This is a genomic window from Pokkaliibacter plantistimulans, from assembly GCF_003194385.1.
Taxonomy (GTDB): domain Bacteria; phylum Pseudomonadota; class Gammaproteobacteria; order Pseudomonadales; family Balneatricaceae; genus Pokkaliibacter; species Pokkaliibacter plantistimulans.
On the sequence record NZ_LAPT01000113.1, the window covers coordinates 1 to 17,497 of the forward strand.

A 17,497-nucleotide genomic window follows, 5' to 3' on the forward strand; every position below is an offset into this window, starting at 1 on the left:
AACGCGACGGCCTCCAGCTTGAACTCTGGAGTAAAGGACTGACGACGTTTGCTCATAAATAAGACACCTCACTGAGCGCGTTAGAATAACGCTTTACTGAGTGTCCGAAATCATTGAGCCACTACACCTGTTTATTCATGCTAAGAGGAAAAAATCATTCAGATGGTTGCGGAGAGGGTGATATAGCCAATAGATGATGTGTCAGTACCGTGTTGTGAATTTCCCTTGTTGACTAACGTTTAGAAATTAGTAGAAGGGCTGCGATAGTAAATTTTTCAATATGAATCAGAAATGCCAGAAACGTCATGATATGAGACAGTTATATAAATAGTTTTATATATGAAAACCTTATAAATAAAGGTTTATAAAGTAAGTAACTGCTATTTTTAAGAGCTTAAGTGCAACAATTGGATTAGGTTTATTGAGCGGGATTTCATTAGACTGCCTGCGGTAGTGATCATGCTATATCACTGTCTAAACAGTTGGGGGAGGAAGATTTTCCGAGAAAGTTTACCCCCGATTCGAATTCAGGATTAAGGAAGGCCTTTCAATGAAAAAATCCCTGCTAGCTGTTGCTGTTGCCAGTGCTGCTACTCTGCCCGTTCTGGCGCAGGCTGATGCTACTCTATATGGTCGTCTGCACTTCCAGATGCAGTTTGATAAAAACCAGGACATGAACATTGCCAACGCTGGTCATCGTCTGGGTGTGAAAGGTGAAAGTGAGCTGGACTCTGGTTTGACTGCTTTCTATCAATTGGAAACCCAGTTTGGTAATGACACTGATGGTACTTCCACTGAAGGTACTACCGACGCCAACCTGAAAGTTCGCCATGCAAACGCAGGTGTGAAAGGTGATTTCGGTAAAGTGACTGTAGGTCGCTTTGAGAACCCAATGTACAAAACTGTAGTAGGTGACGTATTCGAGCGTACTTCTGCTGCCTTCACCCAGACTCAGGAGCGTATTGGTAACTCTCTGGCGTATGAGTCACCCAGCTACGCAGGCTTCAACGGCTACGCTGCTATTACTGGTGACGGCGGCAATGAAGATTACACCGACACCAATGGCGTAAAACACAGCTACAAAGATGTTGATGGTTATATTGCTGGTGTGAACTACGAAGCGAACGGTCTGTATGCTGGTGTGGGTTATGCTCAGTCTCAGTACGAAAAAGACCAGGATAGCTACGACAAGCACGATGTGTCAGTTGGTGTGAGCTACACTTACAACAATGCTTTCGTAGGTGCAAACTATGAGCATAATCAGCAGTTGGCCACCTCTGGAGGGGCTACTGACGGTTCTATCGACGTATACGATGTCGCTGCTACCTACACTATCGACAAAACCACCATTGGCCTGAACTACAGCCAAGCTAACCCTGACAACGCTGATAAGCTGAAGCGCAGTCTGGTTGGTGTTTATCATGATCTGGGTGGTGGCGCGGATGTGTACGCTGAGTACTACAACGTGAATGGTGCTGCTGAGCAGGGCGCATCCGATTACGGTATCGATGCTCTGAATGACGGCTTTACCGTTGGTTACCGCGTGAAGTTCTAATAAATCGCACTTCTACGCTTGGATAGACCGCCCCGCTGGTCGGGGTGGCTATCTGCTGCTCCCCTTCAAGCTGCAGATGGCCGACATTTTCAAATTAACGTGCTGATAATATTGAAACGACCTGTTCGAGCTAGCCAAAACCCTGATTTATCAGGGTTTTTTATTGTCTGAAAGTCAGTATTCAAGTACTCGTTTTGCTTTCAGATAGCTGCGCTGCCAGTAGCTGGTTTTCAGGCTATCAATTCTTACTCCGCCGCCAGAACTGTTGGAGTGGATAAATTCGTTATTGCCCAGATAGATACCTGCATGACTGACTCTTCCTCGTCCGTTGTGGTTGAAGAACAGCAGGTCCCCAGGTTGTAGTTGATTCTTGGCGATAGTCGCGCCAGGTAGTTTGATCATTTCTCTGGTGGAGCGTGGCAGTTTAATGCCGGCGGTTTCGTTAAATACGTAATTGATCAAACCACTGCAGTCGAAACCTGAAGAAGGGGTGTTACCGCCAAAATGATAAGGGGTGCCCATCAGGGTCAATGCCTTTTTGAGGACCTGAGTGGCAGGATCATCGCCGTGCAGATTGTAGTCACTGCCAGGCAGGGCGGAGGAGCGTTTCTTCGTGAAGGAAGAAGGCCGATCGATGGAGCTGAGGTCTTGATTCTGACTGTCATCATCAGCACTTTCGCTCTGTGCTGTCTGATCGCCGGAAACATCATAACTGAGGGAAGCTTGATTTTTACTGGGGTTGCCCGTACATGCAGTTAGCAGGACTGAAAAACTCAAGATGATCAATGGTGTTAGGCGCTCGCGCATCTGACCAACCCGCCGCAATATAAAATGCCAATAACATGGGCTAAAAACTATCTTCCCTGATTGTGTATTGCGATCAGATGAAGTGGCCCTACCAGACAGAAAATTACGCTAGAGGTTACAGCAAGATCCCTGCCATTGTCGCGAATTTTATTCATTCAATCCGTATCTGGGTCAGTTAGCGTCTGTGCTTTATGGTTCTGGCAAGGATCTATGCCACTTCATGAGGCAGAGAATGAACGTTATCCGCATGACTTTGGTGCAATTTGCGCTGCTAAAGCGACGCTGCTGCGCGGGATGCCTGGTCGTAGATGCCGGATAATGCACGTAATAACGTGCTTGTTGCTCCCATCTCTTCACCGGCGAAGCCTAATGTCTGTACTGCATCCAGTAGGCAGTCCCTTCTTACAGCGGCATATTTTTCACAAAGTGCGCGCCCTTCTTCAGTGGTAAGGAAGTAAGTTTCCTTGCCGCGTTTTTCCGTAGCAACCAGACCGAGCTTGAGCAGTTTTTTTAACGCGTAGGTCACGGTATGACTGTCTTCAATATTGAATACCAGGCAAATATCCGCGGCACGCTTGGGGCGATGACGGTGGTTGACACTGTGAAGTGCCAGGATGTCCAGCGAGCCTAGTTCAGGCATGCCGCTGGCGCTCATACAACGAACGATCCATCTGGAGAAGGCATGGCTTGCCATGATCAGGCCAAATTCAAATTCCGACATTTCTACTGACTGAGTAGACAGATGATCTGAGGAGACGATCGCGTGGTGAGCAGGAGTCTGTGGCATGGTTATTGTCCGTCGCAGGGTGTGCATGTATTTTATCGATAAATTATTTATAAAATGCTGATGTTGTCGAGTTTGCTTTGTTTGCGAATAGGGGAGCGTATGCGATGTGGTTGAACTGCGATATGGGTGAAAGTTTCGGTGCCTGGAAAATGGGGATGGATGAAGCCGTCATGCCCTTCATTGATCAGGCCAACATCGCCTGTGGCTTTCATGCTTCGGATCCCCTGATCATGCAGAAAACGGTACGTCTGGCACTGCAGCATGATGTCATGATCGGTGCCCACCCCTCCTATCCTGATCTGGTTGGCTTTGGTCGCAGGTCAATGAGTTGCACTCCGGCAGAAATCACCGCCTTTATTCGTTACCAGTACGGTGCACTGCAGGCTATTGCTCGTGCTGAAGGTGGCAAGGTTGCATATGTTAAGCCTCATGGCGCCTTGCATAACGACATGATGAAAGATGAAAAGGTACTGCGGGCGGTCATGGCTGCACTGGCCACTGAGCCAGAGCCTTTACCGCTGATGATCATGACTACGGCAGATAATTCCAATGTTAAGGCATTGGCTGCAGAGTATGGCGTGACGTTGTGGCTGGAAGCCTTTGCTGACAGAGGCTATGACGCAGAGGGTTATCTGATGTCTCGCAGTCTGCCTAATGCAGTGCATCACGATGTGGATACTATCGTGCGGCAGGCGCTGACGTTGGCGCGAGGCGAAAGCATCCTGGCGAGCTCCGGAAATCCGATCAAGCTGGATGCCGTTACACTTTGCGTTCATGGTGATAACCCGGAATCCATTCGTGCGGTACAGGCTATCCGTGAAGGTATCGAGGCACTGACTACGGCTAAGTAACGTGAGCTACAAGCCTGCGGGCGTAAGGAGTAATTATGCTGTGGCGAGCACAGATCGTAGGCGTGGACGCCCTGATGCTGTACTTCGGGGACCGGATTGATGAAAAACTCAGTCCATTGATTCTCGAAGCCAAGCACAGGTTGCAGTCTGGTCTGGCGGAGCGTCTAGTCGAAGTTGTGCCTTCTTATACCAGTTTGTATCTCCAGTACGATCTGCTGAGAGATGATTACGCATCTTTCCTGGCTGCTGTTGAGCACTGCCTCCGTAGTCTGGATGTTGATTCGGCAGACAAGGTCGCAGGAGCCATTAAGTATATTCCGGTCTATTACTCGCAAGAGTCGGGACCTGACCTGGGTAACCTGGCTCAGAGGCATGGCTTGGCGGTTGAGGAAGTGATTGCGCTGCATACCAGCAAGATTTACGTCACCTTTGCGATAGGGTTTACCCCGGGCTTTGCCTTTCTTGGGCAAGTGGACGCCCGGATTGCTACTCCGCGCATCTCTACTCCACGGACCAAGGTACCTATGGGATCGGTGGGGATTGCTGATACTCAGACAGGAATCTATCCATCAGTCACGCCGGGTGGCTGGAACTTGATAGGCAGAACACCCTTGCTGATGTTCGATGCAGCTCGCTCTGCGCCTGCGTTTCTGCAAGTGGGGGACCGGGTACAGTTCAAGGCCATAGACAGAGAGACCTATTTGCAGCAAGGGGGGATGCTATGAATCAACTTGCTGCTATGGAAGTACTTCACGGTGGCATGCTGGCCTTGTTACAGGATGCTGGCCGGCGCAGCGTCATGGAGTCTGGTCTGGCAACAGGTGGAGCTGCTGACGGGCATGCTTATGCCTGGGTTAATCGGCTGCTGGCCAACTCAGCAGATGCCAGTGTGATTGAGGTGACGTTGGGAGGGCTACAGGTCCGCTTTGCTGCGATGACCACGATTGCACTGACCGGTGCGGACTGCCAGCCCCGGCTTAATGGTGATGTTATCCCCATGTGGCAGACCGTTGTGGTGCCGGCAGGAGCAGAGCTGCATTTGGGTCATGTGCGTAAAGGCTTACGCAGTTATTTGGCTGTTGCTGGTGGCTTTTATGTGGAGCGTTCGTTAGGTGGAAGCTGCTCGACGGTCCTGCGCGAAGGGATGGGAGGGCTGGATAACACAGGGCGTCGGCTGGAGGCTGGTGACTGTCTTCGTTATGAGCCGATAGTGCGTCCACATCAGGCGGTCAGTGGTCGTTTTATTCCTGACTATCAACAGCCATTAACGCTGCGTGTTGTGCTGGGGGCGCAAGTGGACAGTTTCAGCAATGCCAGCCTGAATACTTTTTTTAGTTCGAGCTATATGTTGTCGCCTAAAAGTGATCGCATGGGCATTCGTCTGGAAGGGGCATCCATTGCCAGTTTACGTACAGGGTTGATATCAGAGGGAATCGCCTTGGGGGCAATACAGGTGCCTGCTGATGGTCAGCCAATCATCCTGATGCAGGACCGTCAGACCATTGGTGGCTATCCCAAGCTGGGCAGTGTGTTACCGCTTGATCTCTATGCGCTGGCGCAGAGACAGCCGGGAGCAGAATTGAAGTTCAGCCCGATCAGCTTGTTCGAAGCACAGCAAAGTATGGTGACGTTTCTGAAGTTTTTCCGCTTTTGATACGCCAGAAACAACAACACCCCGAAAACGGGGTGTTGTGTTAAGAGCTAGCTACGCTTAGCGCTGGCGAGGACGGAAGTCGTCACGACGGCTGAATCGCTCACCACGATCTTCATCACGGCTACGACGCGGAGCAGGGCGATCTCCGCGATCACCTCGGCTGCTGGTGCGACGTGGACGGTCAGCATAACCACCTTCTTCACCATTTTCTGCCCAGGGAGACAGCTGCATAGACTGGTTGCGGATGCTGCAACCGGCCAGTGCAGAACGCTGAGCAGCGTTCAGGTTTTCAGGCAGAAATACAGTTGAATAGGTACCGTACAACTTGATGTGGCCGATACGGCTGCCGGAAATACCTGCTTCGTTGGCGATGGCGCCTACGATGTCACGTGGCTCGACGCGCTGTTCACGACCCAGCGCGATACGGTAACGAGTCATGGGCTCGGTATCCTGGGGACGCTCGCGACGCTCGGTGCGTTCACCGCGCTCGCCACGCTCATTGCGGTCACCGCGACGGGCTGCGCGTGGTTCGGGTTGTTCAATTTCAATATCGGCGCTGCGAGGAGCTGCTTTTTCGTCGCGAGCCATCCAGTAAAGGGCTGCGGCAACGTTTTCCAATGCTACACCGTGTTCTTCGGTCAGACGCTGAACGATGCTGGTTCCTTCGCTCACGCGCTCATCCTGCATGGCTTCCAGAATCGTGTTCACAAATTGCTGTTCGCGCAGCTGAGCCATCTCTTTCTTGGTAGGCAGCTTGTAGCGTTCCAGTGAGTGACCAATGTGGCGCTCAAGACCCTGAAGAGTACGGCGCTCGCGTGGAGTGATCAGCACCAGTGCTCGGCCTTCACGACCAGCACGGCCAGTACGGCCAACACGGTGTACATAAGATTCGCGATCCATCGGCAGATCGTAGTTGACGACGTGGCTGATGCGCTCAACGTCCAGACCACGGGCAGCTACGTCAGTGGCCACAATGATGTCTACTTTGTTCTGCTTCAGGCGATCTACTACTTTCTCACGCAGAGGCTGGCTCAGGTCACCGTGCAGGGCAGCGGCGCGATAGCCGTAGTGATCAAGTTTGTCGGCCAGTTCCTGAGTAGTGGTCTTGGTACGGGCAAAAATGATCAGACCATCAAAGTTTTCCACTTCCAGCAGGCGTGCCAGCGCATCAAACTTCTGATGACCGCTTACTTCGATATAAGCCTGAGTAATAGAGGATACAGTAGCCGTCTTGCTGTGGATCTTGATCTGTGCGGCATCCTGCAGGTGACGGTCAGCTACTTCACGGATAACCGGCGGCATGGTGGCAGAGAACAGTGCGATCTGACGAGTGCTGGGGGTCTTTTCCAGAATCCACTCAACATCATCAATAAAGCCCATCTTCAGCATTTCGTCTGCTTCGTCGAGTACCAGCGTCTGCAGGTTGTCGAGATTCAGAGTGCCACGCTCCATATGATCCATGACGCGACCTGGAGTGCCGACAACAACATGCACGCCATCACGCAAACCACGCAGCTGAGTACGGTAGTCCTGACCACCGTATACGGACAGGATGCGGATGCCACGCATGCGGGCAGCATACTGCTCAAGTGCAGTGGTCACCTGCAGGGCCAGTTCGCGGGTAGGAGTTAGGATCAGCGCTTGAGGCGCGCTTACTTTCAGATTGATACGCGCCAGCAGGGGCAGAGCAAATGCGGCGGTTTTACCAGTACCAGTCTGTGCCTGACCCAGAACATCCTTGCCGGACAGCAATACGGGGATGCTCTGCTCCTGAATAGGAGAAGGATTTTCATAACCCATTTCTGCCAGAGGGGTCAGCAGAAATTCAGGCAGGCCAAGATCAGCAAAGGTCATAGTCGTTGCTTGTGCAGACATTACGGAGTTCCGAATAAAAGGAAAAACTAAAGCACCCAGCGAGGGCATGAAAGGATATATCGGAACTCACGGAAGGGCCCGGGCCCGTCATGGAAGACTGGGCAACAACGCCTGAACCAACGGTACAAACCTGTGGGTTAAGACTCTATCAGCAGGGATTAGGGCGGATCACACCTTCTTTGAGGCGCCGCGAGAACCGGACTGAACGGGAGTGCGATACATCGAGGTGGCGCATTCTAAAGAAAATACAGAGGATTGGCAACTGCTGTATATAAAATAGTCAGTACTAAAGTTGAATGCGTCAAAAATCAGGGTGTGCACATTATTTGCTAAGACTAAAAATAACTGTCTTGCGACTGACGACAATCATGAAAAATGGCTGTTGATCAAAAAAAGTACAGTTAACTGGCTTCTTTATAACAAAAAGTCGGTTGGTGCTTTGTCTAGAGGCGGTTATACTCGGCCTTTGACTTTGGTGACAAAGTCAAAATTTTACCTTGGCAGGGTAACCTGTGAGGTAAAGCTTCTTTTCCGTCGACCTCGGTCGACACTTTATATAGATAAGAGAGTTATATGTCTCAATTAGTTACCGGCGTCGTTAAGTGGTTTAACGAAGAAAAGGGCTTCGGTTTCATCGCTCGTGACGGTGCTTCTGATGTGTTCGTTCATTTCCGTGCAATCAACGGCACTGGCCGTCGCACTCTGCACGAAGGTCAGAAAGTAACTTTCGAAGTTACTCAAGGCCAAAAAGGTCCTCAGGCTGAAAACGTCACCGTAGTAGCCTAAGACCGCTTTTTCCCTGGCCCAATCTGCATCGCCACTTTGTTGTAAGCCTTGTTTTTTGCCCAGGTAACTAAAAGCAAACCAACCCTGAATGATTGTCCGAAAGGATAGGCGTTCAGGGTTTTTTATTGCCTGCGTTACTAATAGTTACATCACATTTTGAGCTTGTTACCAGAGGAAAAGTTCAGCGTAAGCTGACCATGTCTTTGTGAGCGGGCACAGACAGCTGTTTGGAAGAAATCGACATGGAGGCATGCAGTGCAGTCAGGTGCTGTTTGATCTCTTTGCAAAAAATCCAGCACCTGTAGCGCGTTTCAGCCTGCACTATTGCAGTGCAGTGATCCAGTCTCGATCTTCAAACCATTTCTGATACAGGCGGTCATAGCTGCCATCGCCTTTGATCTGGCGGAGGAAGTTGTTGAGGAAGTTTAGGAAATCCGCATCACCCTGACGGATGGCCCAGCCTAGGGGCTCGTAAGTGAACGGGGTGTTCAGATGAATAAGCTTGTCGCCATTCTGGGCTTTGTAGAACGCATTCAAAGGCAGGTCATAGATGAAGGCTGCTGCCTTGCCATTCAATACTTCCATTACCCCGTCTGCTTCACTCTCAAAGACCCGGATCTGTGCCTTGTCGAGCATCTTTTTGGCGACGATATCGCCAGTGGTACCCAGCTTGGTAATGACAATAGTGCTGGGATTATTCAGGTCTCTGAAGTTGTGCACCTTGTCTTTGTAAGCTGGTGACAGCAGCACGGTCTGGCCAACAACGATATAGGGGTCGGCAAAGTTCACCTTCAGATTGCGCTCTGCGGTGATCGTCATGCCTGACATGACGATATCGCACTTGTCGGTCATCAGCGCGGGAATGATGCCATCCCAGGCTGTGTTTACCGGGGTGTAGTCTACCGCCATGGACTTGGCCATCAGCTTGGCGATGTCGATATCGAAGCCGATGTCCTTGCCATTCTTATCCTTCATTTCAAAGGGCATATAGCCCGCTTCAAAGCAGACACGCAGGGCATGGTTGTGCTGGATGGTCTCCAGAGTGCCTGCATGGATACTGGCACTGGAGCCTAGCGCCAGGGCGAGGAGAGCTGATCGGAGTCGTAACATGCTGGTTATTCCTTTTTCGTCAGAAGCGCAGAGACAGGCAGCTGACGCCACCGTCGAGTTTCTGAAACTCACGGGTATCCACTTCGATCAGTCGATAACCCAGCTTGCGAACCTGTTCAGCGGTGTATGGATGGCCAGCAGGCATGATCACGCTGTCGTTGACCCAGATGCTGTTGGCGGCGTAAGCCTCCTCTGCAGGGACTTCAATGCGGTTGAATGACTTGAACTCATCCAGGTGGAGAAATTCGCCAGTAATCAACAGGTGGTTGTGTTCCAGATAAGACAGCCCTGTCTTCAGGTGCAGCATTTCCGCCATCTTGACCATGCTGCCACTCATACCGTGACGTTGCAGAATCTGAATCAGCTGACGAGCGCCTTCCTCGTTGGTGCGCGCTGACAGACCGATATAGAAATGAGTACCGACCATCATGACGTCACCTGCTTCCAGCGTGCCGGGAGCGGTGATGGACTCCAGCGAGGAATAGAAGCGTTGCAGTGTGGTACCGATCAGTTCGGCTTCGCCACGTCGGCTGTCTGCCCCCGGGCGGGTAATGACGGCGCAGTGTGGTGTGCACAGTGCGACATCCTCGACAAAGCAGGAGTCGGGGAAGTCTTCACGTGGAGGTAGTACGGTCACGTCAACGTCGCAGCTGAGCAGGGCATCGATATAGCATTGATGCTGGACCTGTGCGGTCAGGTAATCGGGACGACCGAGGTCGACAGACGTCAGGCCGTGCATCAGTGTGGCAGCAGGGCGACGAACAATGGTGTGTTTGAACATGGAGAATCCTTGAATCAGGAACAGGCTTGATTGCAGTGAGTATGCCTGTTGTGACCATTTCAAGGACTGTGCCACGCCCATGTGCGAAAAAGGTGGGATTGCGTGACGTAAAATGCTGTTTTTTCGTGGAAATGGACCAAACCGCAAGGAGTATCGTCTTGGATAAGGTGTTCTCTTGACGATATTTCGGCATTTGACTAGATGTCGTCTCTAATGCTGACGTATTGAATTTAATGAGCTTGAGGGCAGAGGATTCGCTATGTTGAGCAGAGTGTCCGTGCTGGACACCTAAAGTTGACGAAAAATCGTCAGGTGGCGGATGAAAAATGGTGAATAACCGTCTGGAGGAGTAATGACAGTGTGGCGCGAGCCTGTCTCGACGGAGTTGCAGGGAGTGTTGGCTTGTCTGGGTGAGTTTCTCGATAGTCTGGAACAGCCGGTTACCATCGTCGATCAGCAGGGAGTCTTTGTTTATTACAACCGCTACAGCGCAGCTATCGATGGTGTGGATGCCGCTCAGGTGCTGGGCCAGCCTTTGTTACAGGCCTGTCCCAGCCTGACCGCAGACACCAGTACCCTGATGCGCTGCCTGACACAGGGGCAGCGATTCATTCATTGTCACCAGCGTTATGAAACGCCATTGGGGCAGGTCATCGATTATTTGCATACCGCCTTGCCTCTGTATGGCGCCACTGGCCAGATCATCGGGGCGATCGAAGTCGGTCGGGATCTCAGTCATTACCGTAGTCTGACCAATCAGGTGCTGGACCTGTCAGCACGGCTGCTGGAGGCTGGCAGTCAGCGCCAGCACGGGGATGCCATCATTACGGCCGATCCGCAGATGCAGCAGCAGCTGGGTCATCTGGATGCGTGCGCCGGAGCCGATGTACCGGTGCTTATTTACGGCGAGACCGGCACCGGTAAAGAGCTGTTTGCCCGCCGTGTCCATCAGCGCAGCAAGCGCGCAGAAAAAGCCTGGATTACGCTGAACTGTGCGGCCATTCCCGATACCTTGCTGGAAAGTACGCTGTTCGGCACGACCAGAGGAGCCTTCACCGGAGCGGAGACCCGCAAGGGGCTGTTTGCTCTGGCGGATGGCGGCAGCCTGTTTCTTGATGAGCTGAATTCCATGCCCATCGAGTTGCAGGGCAAGCTGTTGCGAGTGTTGCAGGATGGGCGTTTCTCACCACTGGGCAGCGGGCGTGAGCAACAGGTCAATGTCCGCATTATTGCGGCGATGAATACTCCCCCTTGGGAGGAGATACGAGCGGGCCGGTTGCGTGAGGATCTGTTCTATCGTCTGAACGTCGGTTTTATCCGGGTGCCGCCGCTGCGCGAGCGGCGCAGCGATATTGCGGTGCTGGCGGCACATTTTATCCGTATGCATGCAGCCGATATACGGCCGGACATTCAGGGTATCAGTGAGCAGGCATTGCAGGCGCTGCAGCAGCATCCCTGGCCCGGAAATGTGCGCATGCTGGAAAACGTGATTCAGCGCAGCCTGCTGTTAGCACCGAGTGGGCAGCCGTGGCTCGAAAAACTGCATTTTCTGGATGAAAGTGAAGTGGTGAGGACATCGGTGAGCCCGGTGGCCACCAGCGAGACCGCTCAGTCAGCTGATCACTCAGCGATCACTCCTTCACTGCCTGCGCTAGCAGCTCCTCCGGAGGTCGCGTCACCGGCTTCTCTGCCGGTACAGCTGGCTGCACTGGAGCGACAGCTGATCCAGCAGGCCATGGCCACAAGTGCGGGGCAGATTGGTGCCGCCGCTGAGTTACTGGGGATTCCGCGGACCACATTGCAGTCTAAATTGCGTAAATTGGGCTTGTGAAGATTTCCTATAATTATCAAGCATGTAGGTAATATTACTGAGTCGTAAGGTGCGGATTCAGACTGAATCACAACAGTCGCCATCTGTGCTGAAACGATATTGCGTAATATTTCCAACTCCTTAATCTCTAGCGCCGCCGGGCAGGGATCGCCTGACAGGTGCTGATGCAGCGCCGGACTACTCCAGGGATAGACAGACAAGCATAACAAGATGCTGAAGGAGCGCTGTATGGCCCATGCCCCCATGGTTGACCGCAGTAAATCGTTTGCCTCCGATACGCCAGCCAGGCTGGTGCCTATGGTTTGGTTTACCTGTTTCCTCGCCGCACTGGCAGGGTTGTTGTTTGGCCTGGATATCGGCGTGATCTCTGGTGCACTGCCATTCATCGCCAGGGATTTCCAGATTGATGATTCCATGCAGGAGTGGATTGTCAGCTCCATGATGTTCGGTGCCACTATTGGTGCACTGACGGCTGGCATGATGTCGCAGAAGCTGGGGCGCAAGTATGCCCTGATGGTCGGTGCTGCCTTGTTTGTGGTCGGTTCACTGCTGGCTGCGGCGGCCTGGACTCCGACTGTGCTTATCGTCGCGCGGGTGATTCTCGGACTGGCTGTCGGTATTGCCTCCTTTACCGCTCCACTCTATCTGTCGGAAATTGCTCCTGAGCGGGTGCGTGGCTCGATGATTTCCATGTATCAGCTGATGATTACTATCGGTATTCTGGCAGCGTTTCTGTCCAATACGGCCTTTAGTTACCTGCAGAGCTGGCGGTGTATGCTGGGAGTGATCACCTTCCCGGCGCTGGGCCTGTTGCTGGGGGTCATGGTACTGCCCCGCAGTCCGCGCTGGCTGGCCACCAAAGAGCGTTTTGAAGAGGCCCAGAGTGTGTTGCGTCGCCTGCGTGGCAGCGATGAAGAAGTACACAGTGAAATGACAGAAATCCGTGCCAACCTGAAAAAGGGCGCCAGTGGCTGGGAGCTGTTTCGTCAGAGTCCGGCGTTCCGCCGTACCGTGGCACTGGGCATGGTACTGCAGGTTATCCAGCAGTTTACCGGCATCAATGCGGTGATGTATTACGCGCCGCGCATCTTCGATATGGCCGGCTTTGCCTCGACCGAAGCGCAATTGTGGTCCACTGTTTCCGTGGGGCTGGTCAACGTACTGGCGACCTTTATCGCCATTGGTCTGGTGGATCGCTGGGGCCGCAAGCCCATCCTGTATACCGGCTTTCTGGTGATGGGCATCGGCATGGCGATTCTGGGATACCTGCTGAATATGGGCACGGGTACTGCCAGTATGCAGATCTTCGCGGTCGCCATGTTGCTGGTCTTCGTGGCCGGGTTCGCCATGTCTGCCGGCCCGCTGATCTGGATCCTGTGCTCCGAGATTCAGCCTCAGGCGGGGCGTGATTTCGGTATTACCTGCTCCACCGTCACCAACTGGGCAACCAATATGATTATCGGTGCCTACTTCCTGACGACACTGAACACACTGGGTGGCCCCGGTACGTTCTGGGCCTTCGCGGCACTGAACGTGGTATTTATCCTGTTCACCCTGTTCTATGTACCGGAAACCAGAGGGGTCTCTCTGGAGAAGATTGAGCAGAATCTGATGCAGGGCAAGCCACTGAGCAAGCTTGGTCGCTGAGTCAGGCTTCATCGGCCCGGTATGACATCGCAACCGGCATCGCAGATCAGAAACAACAACGGCACCTCAGGGTGCCGTTGTTGTTTCTGTGTCCGGCGGTGATGCTGAAGCAGTAGCCGCCGGATTTCAGTCAGTATCAGCGAATGACTTCCGCAATCGCCTGAGTGACCACATCCAGATTGCCGTTGTTGAGGGCGGCCACACAGATGCGGCCTGAGCCCACGGCATAGATACCAAACTCGGCCCGCATACGTTCCACCTGATCGGCGGTCAGGCCGGAGTAGGAGAACATACCGCGCTGTTGCTTGACGAAGCTGAAATCACGGGCGGCGCCCAGCGCAGCCAGCTTGTCGACCATGCTGATGCGCATGTCACGGATACGCTGACGCATTTCGCCCAGCTCCGCTTCCCACATGGCACGCAGCTCATCGCTGTTAAGTACGCTGGCTACCACGGTGGCGCCGTGAGTGGGTGGGTTGGAGTAGTTGGTGCGGATAACACGTTTCACCTGTGACAGGACACGGGCGCTTTCTTCACGGCTGGCGGTCACCAGTGACAGGGCGCCGACACGCTCGCCGTACAGGGAGAATGACTTGGAAAAAGAGCTGGAAACAAAGAAGTTCATGCCTGAAGCGGCAAACAGGCGCACTGCTTCCGCATCTTCATAGATACCGTCACCAAAGCCCTGATAGGCGATATCCAGGAAGGGGACATGATCGCGTGCCTGCAGCACTTCCAGTACCTGTTTCCATTCGTCGTTGCTGAGGTCTACGCCAGTAGGGTTATGACAGCAGGCGTGCAGCACGATGATGGAGCGGGCGGGCAGGCTGTTGAGCTTTTCCAGCATGCCTTTGATATCAGAGCCATTGCTGGCGGCATCGTAATAGGGGTAGTTCTCGACATTGAAGCCAGCTGATTCAAACAGGGCGCGGTGGTTTTCCCAGCTGGGGTTGCTGATGGCCACGGTGGCATCAGGCAACAGTCGCTTGAGGAAGTCTGCGCCGGTCTTCAATGCACCGGTGCCTCCCAGCGCCTGAGTGGTGACCACCCGGCCTGCTGCCAGCAGTTCAGAATCGCTGCCGAACAGCAGTTTCTGTACCGCGCTGTCATAAGCGGCAATCCCTTCGATGGGCAGGTAGCCACGGGGAGCGGCAGCCTGCAGGCGAACCTTTTCGGCTTCCTGCACGGCGCGCAGCAGAGGAATGCGGCCCTCTTCATTGAAGTACACACCTACGCCCAGGTTGACCTTGTTGCTGCGGGTATCCGCAATAAAGGCTTCGTTGAGGCCAAGGATGGGGTCGCGGGGGGCCATTTCTACGGCAGAAAACAGACTCATGATGGTAACTCGATCGCTAGGGCGGAAGTGATTAGGGCGTATAGTGAGTCATCAAACAGCTGACTGCATTTTGTTCTGAAAATGCACCGACCAGTATAGCGGAGTGCGTCGGCGGATAAAGGCGCCTGTCGGGGTAAATTTCCATCATTTGCCAATAGAGGTGGTGATTTTCCGGTTATCTGCGCTGAAACAGCAGCATAGTGCAGTTTTCTCACCCATCCGGATCAGTTATCTGGTGGATTGACGGGCTGTCTGGCTGAAGCTGACCTATAGTGAATGCTGGTTGGTTATTGCAGCATCTGGAACGTGTGCACGTTCTACCAGCGGAAGGACAGCAGGAGTAGGAAGGACTATAGCAGCATCGATCTGACCACGAGGTACAGGTCATGGCAGAGCTGGTTTCAGTGATTACCCCGGTGTATCAGGGGCAGGGGCATGTGCGCCGGGCGGTGGATTCCCTGTTGCGGCAGACCCATCAGGAGTGGGAGTGTCTGCTGGTATCCGATGACGGTACGGACTATCTGGGCTGGCTGCGTCAGCAGGGGGTCAGCGATCCACGTCTGCGCCAGCTGTTTTCTACCCGTACGGGAAGTGGCCCCAATCTGACGCGTAATCTGGCACTGCGGGCCGCCCGCGGACAGTGGATCGCCCCTCTGGATGCCGATGACTGTTATGACCCGCAACGGTTACAGCGTTTGCTGGCACTGGCCGGAGAAACCGGGCTGGCGGCGGACAATGCCCGGGTGGTGGACGACAGCAGTGATCGGGTCCTGCATCTGGCGTTCAGCCATGAGCGGCAGGGGCGGCTTGAGCTGGATGACTTTTTCCACACCCACGTGCCGCTGTTGTTTGTCTTTCATCGCCAGTTGATCCAGCGTGGCTGGGATGATCTGCCCCGCGGTGCCGATACGCTGTTTAATCTGCGTGCACTGGAGCAAGCAGGCTATGCCCGTTACTGCACCGAGCCGTTGCATGATTACCGGGTGCATCGAGCCTCCCTCTGTCACAGTGCCGACGCCGGTGAACGTTTTGCCGAAGCCTATGCCCTGACTCTGCAACGTCTGCAGGAGGATGGTCTGGGGTTCGGCTCCCCACAAATGCGACAGCAAGTGATGGCGCTGATTCATTTCAAGCAGCAGCTTAATCAGCTGTTCAGCCAGCGATGCGCCCAGGGTTATGCGGGCACCTTCCAGAACTTCGTGGATGATTTACCCCCTGCTGAGTTGCAACAACTGCGGCAGTGACAAGTGGCTCGTACCTGTGTGAACAGCTTCTGTTGCTGGGGCGAATAACTAAGTACAGGTCGTATTCAGGCCTGTACATCCCTGTTCATGCACTAGCATGCGGAAGGAAGGTTTTTGGTATAGACCAGATTCCTGCCTTTCGCCTTTCATGATCAAGGGAGCCTGTGATGAAAAAATCGACGACCTGGCTGGCCGCGGCAGCGTTATCGGCGCTGAGCTGGCATGCCTGCGCTACTGAACTCAAACACTGGCCGGAAGCTCAGGCCAGGCAGCTGGATGCCATGATCAGCGCCAACGCCAACAAGGGCGCTTATGCGGTGTTTGACATGGATAACACCAGCTACCAGTACGATATCGAAGAGGCGCTGTTACCCTATCTGGAAATGAAAGGGCTGCTGACGCGTGACACCATGGACCCTTCCCTCAAACTGATCCCGTTCAAGGACACCCCGGAGCACAAGGAAAGCCTGAACAGCTATTACTACCGCCTGTGTGAAATCGACAATCTGGTGTGCTACCCCTGGGTGGCGCAAATCTTCGCCGGTTTTACCCTGCAGCAACTGAAAGGCTACGTCGATGAAGTGATGGCCTATGACCAGCCGATCCCGATCAGCTATTACGATGGCGATAAGGTGGTGGAAAGCAGCGTCAAAGCCCCCAAAGTGTTTGCCGGGATGACCGAGCTGTACAACCGTCTGCAGGAAAATGGCATTGAAGTCTATGTGATGACAGCCGCCAGCGAAGAGATCGTGCGCATGATCGCCAGCGATCCCAAGTACGGCTACAACGTCAAGCCGCAGAACGTCATTGGCGTCAACATGTTGCTCAAGGACCCGCAGACTCAGGCACTGACGACTTCACGGCTGCAGATCAAGCAGGGTAGTTATGACCCGGCGAAGAACATGTCGCTGGTGATGACTCCTTATCTGATGAACCCCATGACCTGGTACGAAGGCAAACTGGGCTCCATCCTCGGCTGGATTGATCAGTGGCGTAAGCCGGTGCTGGTGGCCGGTGATTCACCGCTATCAGACGGCTATATGCTGTTCAACGGCACCGATGTGGATCAGGGCGGCGTGCGCGTCTGGGTCAACCGCAAGGCCAAGTACATGACGCAGATGGAAAAGTGGTGGGGCGAGGCAGCCAAGAAGCAGGCTGATCTCGGTCAGGAAGTCACCGCTGATAAAAACTGGGTGGTGGTCACCCCTGATCAGCTGCACTGATTCGGGCGGT

The 17,497-nt window shown here is 53.5% G+C and carries 15 protein-coding genes; 9 read left to right on the forward strand and 6 right to left on the reverse strand.

Going from position 1 to position 17,497, the window contains the following annotated elements; genetic code table 11:
• Positions 1-550 precede the first annotated feature (550 nt).
• Entirely contained in the window at positions 551-1,555 is a 1,005-nt protein-coding gene (locus tag WH50_RS21125) for a porin (RefSeq protein WP_110189225.1), read from the forward strand.
• 174 nt (positions 1,556-1,729) lie between these two features.
• Here the strand turns inward: WH50_RS21125 and WH50_RS21130 are convergent, their stop codons facing one another.
• Together WH50_RS21130 and WH50_RS21135 are read right to left on the reverse strand one after the other, a co-directional pair.
• Complete coding sequence (locus WH50_RS21130) at positions 1,730-2,362, reverse strand: C40 family peptidase (RefSeq protein WP_110189226.1); 633 nt, start codon at positions 2,360-2,362, stop codon at positions 1,730-1,732.
• 271 nt (positions 2,363-2,633) lie between these two features.
• Complete coding sequence (locus WH50_RS21135) at positions 2,634-3,149, reverse strand: winged helix DNA-binding protein (RefSeq protein ID WP_243410206.1); 516 nt, start codon at positions 3,147-3,149, stop codon at positions 2,634-2,636.
• 104 nt (positions 3,150-3,253) lie between these two features.
• Here WH50_RS21135 and WH50_RS21140 point away from each other — a divergent pair, with 104 nt between their 5' ends.
• From WH50_RS21140 to WH50_RS21150, 3 genes are read left to right on the forward strand one after another with little or no spacing between them, the layout of a single operon-like run.
• Complete coding sequence (locus WH50_RS21140) at positions 3,254-4,000, forward strand: 5-oxoprolinase subunit PxpA (protein WP_110189228.1); 747 nt, start codon at positions 3,254-3,256, stop codon at positions 3,998-4,000.
• 35 nt (positions 4,001-4,035) lie between these two features.
• Complete coding sequence (pxpB, locus tag WH50_RS21145) at positions 4,036-4,725, forward strand: 5-oxoprolinase subunit PxpB (protein WP_110189229.1); 690 nt, start codon at positions 4,036-4,038, stop codon at positions 4,723-4,725.
• Positions 4,722-5,654, forward strand: coding sequence for a 5-oxoprolinase subunit C family protein (locus WH50_RS21150; RefSeq protein WP_110189230.1), 933 nt, complete (start codon positions 4,722-4,724; stop codon positions 5,652-5,654). Before pxpB ends, WH50_RS21150 begins: the two co-directional genes overlap by 4 nt.
• Positions 5,655-5,711: 57 nt before the next feature.
• On the opposite strand, the gene WH50_RS21155 is transcribed toward WH50_RS21150, so the two are convergent.
• Positions 5,712-7,529, reverse strand: a complete 1,818-nt coding sequence (locus WH50_RS21155; protein WP_243410207.1) for a DEAD/DEAH box helicase — start codon at positions 7,527-7,529, stop codon at positions 5,712-5,714.
• A 573-nt stretch (positions 7,530-8,102) separates the two neighbouring features.
• Here WH50_RS21155 and WH50_RS21160 point away from each other — a divergent pair.
• Positions 8,103-8,315 (forward strand): cold-shock protein, encoded by a 213-nt coding sequence (locus WH50_RS21160; protein WP_104153125.1) that lies wholly within the window; start codon positions 8,103-8,105, stop codon positions 8,313-8,315.
• Between the two features lie 321 nt (positions 8,316-8,636).
• Here WH50_RS21160 and WH50_RS21165 read toward each other — a convergent pair whose 3' ends face one another.
• On the reverse strand, positions 8,637-9,425 hold the full coding sequence (locus WH50_RS21165) for a transporter substrate-binding domain-containing protein (protein WP_110189232.1): 789 nt from the start codon (positions 9,423-9,425) through the stop codon (positions 8,637-8,639).
• Positions 9,426-9,444: 19 nt separating this feature from the next.
• On the reverse strand, positions 9,445-10,206 hold the full coding sequence (locus WH50_RS21170) for a dimethylarginine dimethylaminohydrolase family protein (protein ID WP_110189265.1): 762 nt from the start codon (positions 10,204-10,206) through the stop codon (positions 9,445-9,447).
• A 352-nt stretch (positions 10,207-10,558) separates the two neighbouring features.
• Between WH50_RS21170 and WH50_RS21175 the strand changes: the two genes are divergently transcribed.
• Complete coding sequence (locus tag WH50_RS21175) at positions 10,559-12,037, forward strand: sigma-54 interaction domain-containing protein (RefSeq protein ID WP_110189233.1); 1,479 nt, start codon at positions 10,559-10,561, stop codon at positions 12,035-12,037.
• Between the two features lie 228 nt (positions 12,038-12,265).
• Positions 12,266-13,684, forward strand: coding sequence for a sugar porter family MFS transporter (locus tag WH50_RS21180; RefSeq protein ID WP_279305953.1), 1,419 nt, complete (start codon positions 12,266-12,268; stop codon positions 13,682-13,684).
• Between the two features lie 136 nt (positions 13,685-13,820).
• Here the strand turns inward: WH50_RS21180 and WH50_RS21185 are convergent, their stop codons facing one another.
• Positions 13,821-15,020, reverse strand: a complete 1,200-nt coding sequence (locus WH50_RS21185) for an amino acid aminotransferase (RefSeq protein WP_110189234.1) — start codon at positions 15,018-15,020, stop codon at positions 13,821-13,823.
• A gap of 386 nt (positions 15,021-15,406) precedes the next feature.
• Between WH50_RS21185 and WH50_RS21190 the strand changes: the two genes are divergently transcribed.
• On the forward strand, positions 15,407-16,264 hold the full coding sequence (locus tag WH50_RS21190) for a glycosyltransferase family 2 protein (protein ID WP_110189235.1): 858 nt from the start codon (positions 15,407-15,409) through the stop codon (positions 16,262-16,264).
• A gap of 167 nt (positions 16,265-16,431) precedes the next feature.
• On the forward strand, positions 16,432-17,487 hold the full coding sequence (locus WH50_RS21195; protein WP_110189236.1) for a haloacid dehalogenase-like hydrolase: 1,056 nt from the start codon (positions 16,432-16,434) through the stop codon (positions 17,485-17,487).
• Positions 17,488-17,497: the final 10 nt, after the last annotated feature.

Excerpts from the sequence above, each read along its gene's own strand:
- WH50_RS21130 (WP_110189226.1), bottom strand. The coding sequence starts at position 2,362 with ATGCGCGAGCGCCTAACACCATTGATCATCTTGAGTTTTTCAGTCCTG.
- WH50_RS21180 (WP_279305953.1), top strand. The coding sequence starts at position 12,266 with ATGGCCCATGCCCCCATGGTTGACCGCAGTAAATCGTTTGCCTCCGAT.
- WH50_RS21150 (WP_110189230.1), top strand. The coding sequence starts at position 4,722 with ATGAATCAACTTGCTGCTATGGAAGTACTTCACGGTGGCATGCTGGCC.
- WH50_RS21140 (WP_110189228.1), top strand. The coding sequence starts at position 3,254 with ATGTGGTTGAACTGCGATATGGGTGAAAGTTTCGGTGCCTGGAAAATG.
- WH50_RS21165 (WP_110189232.1), bottom strand. The coding sequence starts at position 9,425 with ATGTTACGACTCCGATCAGCTCTCCTCGCCCTGGCGCTAGGCTCCAGT.
- WH50_RS21170 (WP_110189265.1), bottom strand. The coding sequence starts at position 10,206 with ATGTTCAAACACACCATTGTTCGTCGCCCTGCTGCCACACTGATGCAC.
- WH50_RS21185 (WP_110189234.1), bottom strand. The coding sequence starts at position 15,020 with ATGAGTCTGTTTTCTGCCGTAGAAATGGCCCCCCGCGACCCCATCCTT.
- WH50_RS21190 (WP_110189235.1), top strand. The coding sequence starts at position 15,407 with ATGGCAGAGCTGGTTTCAGTGATTACCCCGGTGTATCAGGGGCAGGGG.
- WH50_RS21135 (WP_243410206.1), bottom strand. The coding sequence starts at position 3,149 with ATGCCACAGACTCCTGCTCACCACGCGATCGTCTCCTCAGATCATCTG.
- WH50_RS21195 (WP_110189236.1), top strand. The coding sequence starts at position 16,432 with ATGAAAAAATCGACGACCTGGCTGGCCGCGGCAGCGTTATCGGCGCTG.
- WH50_RS21175 (WP_110189233.1), top strand. The coding sequence starts at position 10,559 with ATGACAGTGTGGCGCGAGCCTGTCTCGACGGAGTTGCAGGGAGTGTTG.
- WH50_RS21155 (WP_243410207.1), bottom strand. The coding sequence starts at position 7,529 with ATGTCTGCACAAGCAACGACTATGACCTTTGCTGATCTTGGCCTGCCT.
- WH50_RS21160 (WP_104153125.1), top strand. The coding sequence starts at position 8,103 with ATGTCTCAATTAGTTACCGGCGTCGTTAAGTGGTTTAACGAAGAAAAG.
- pxpB (WP_110189229.1), top strand. The coding sequence starts at position 4,036 with ATGCTGTGGCGAGCACAGATCGTAGGCGTGGACGCCCTGATGCTGTAC.
- WH50_RS21125 (WP_110189225.1), top strand. The coding sequence starts at position 551 with ATGAAAAAATCCCTGCTAGCTGTTGCTGTTGCCAGTGCTGCTACTCTG.